Source organism: Synechococcus sp. BDU 130192, assembly GCF_963876085.1.
In the GTDB taxonomy this organism is placed as follows: domain Bacteria; phylum Cyanobacteriota; class Cyanobacteriia; order Cyanobacteriales; family MRBY01; genus MRBY01.
On record NZ_CAWNNO010000035.1, the window covers coordinates 1 to 1,582 of the forward strand.

The 1,582-nt window shown below is 37.7% G+C and carries 2 protein-coding genes; both read right to left on the reverse strand.

Annotated elements, in window-relative coordinates:
• Positions 1-474 precede the first annotated feature (474 nt).
• Complete coding sequence (locus AACT35_RS10005; protein ID WP_099239502.1) at positions 475-1,176, reverse strand: hypothetical protein; 702 nt, start codon at positions 1,174-1,176, stop codon at positions 475-477.
• Between the two features lie 134 nt (positions 1,177-1,310).
• On the reverse strand, positions 1,311-1,582 hold a 272-nt coding region (locus AACT35_RS10010), incomplete at its 5' end, for a tyrosine-type recombinase/integrase (protein WP_158227966.1).

The following is a 1,582-nucleotide window of genomic DNA, read 5'->3' on the forward strand; positions in this document are numbered from 1 at the left end:
AAACTTTCTAAAAAGGTCGATCCTCAAAACTCTTTCTATACAAGGTTTTCAAACGATATTTTTTCTATAACCGTAGGTTTTTGTCGAGATGCGCCCTCTAGTCCATCTGGAACGGCGTAGGTCACAGCTTTAACAGCCTGTGCTATTGTCCCCTCGATGCCTGCCCTGCGATGGTAACGCTTTTGACCGTCATCAGTTTTTTGTATTTCTCTAGCTCTGGCAATCGCCTCATCCGTTGGTAATAGTAGGTTTGGATCAAAGTTTTTCTCACCTAAACTTCGGGCGTCCTCTAGTCCAATTACGCAAAATGGTCATAAAGTCTTAAATACTTGAAATTCAAAAAAGTCGAAACTTTTATGCCACAAAGACTTTGGGTTTTCACAGAATTCCTTAGGGTACAATATTTTCCGTTCTATGGCTTGACCCCTCTTAGATCAAAGACCATTGGACTGAAAATACGCATAGTCAAAATTCTTAATCCTTAAATTTAATATATATGAGTTCAGAACCCTCTTGATGAACTCTGTCACAAGTAACATTCCATTCTTGCTGAATAGAATTAAAGACATTTGCGTAGTTATAAGCAATCCAATTATCCATAGATGCAACGCGCCATGCCATTGGTTCTTTTCCATGAATTTTTTCGTAACCTCTTAGACAAGCTTTTGTACAAATAATAAACTCTTCTAAATATTTTCTGAGATCTTCATAGCCAGCATTAGTAATTGGAGTACTATAATCTATAGAGTCAATAGTTAATAATATTAACCAAACATCTTGAAAAGGAATATCTGGATCTCTTTCAAATTGTGCCGAAACTATTAAATTTTCATCGACTTTCATTGATTGAACAAACCCACCATCTAGGTAAATTTGCGGTCGGCAAACAGCTTCAATTATTTTTCGTTTCAGAGACGAAAGTAAATCTTCTAGAGAAGGCCTAGAGTAGCTAGATTTAAATGAAATTGCACTTGTAGTGTCTGTTTCTTCTAATGGCAAATGTCTTGAAAACGAACTAGAATCTCTATTTTCTTTTGAAAATTTACTTAAAGTAGTTTTATTTTTCTCCCTACACTTAATTCTTTCTTTATATTCGGCTTCCGCTTTTGCTAAAGCATAGAGTAATAACAGGATAGTCAGAATAAATACTAATAACACAAATAATAACCCGGCCATTATAGGTATTCCTTAAAATAGAAGATATTTCCCAAATTGTTGAGTATATAAATTATATAAGACTAGAGGCTGAATTCAAGTTTAATTCAGCAGAGCAGTCACTCGTTTTTACTGGTCTAATATGATTTTCTCAATCATACGAGGTACAAGCCAGAGGAGTCCTTTGGATTAGCGTGTAAGTATCGCTCAGTGGTGGTGATCGAGGCGTGGCCTAAGGACTTCTGAACCACATGGATCGGCGCGTTATTGTCGAGGCTATGACTCGCGTGACTATGCCGTAACCAGTGAGGACTAACGTTGCTCTCAATGCCCGCCCGTGAAGCTGCCTGTTTGACGATCCGAAATACTTGACCACGGGTTAACGCCTTGGCACCTTTACGGCTACGAAAAACAACTTTTGCGCCTA

Bases quoted from the DNA above. Each gene is read 5' to 3' on its own strand.
- AACT35_RS10005 (WP_099239502.1), bottom strand. From the start codon at position 1,176: ATGGCCGGGTTATTATTTGTGTTATTAGTATTTATTCTGACTATCCTG.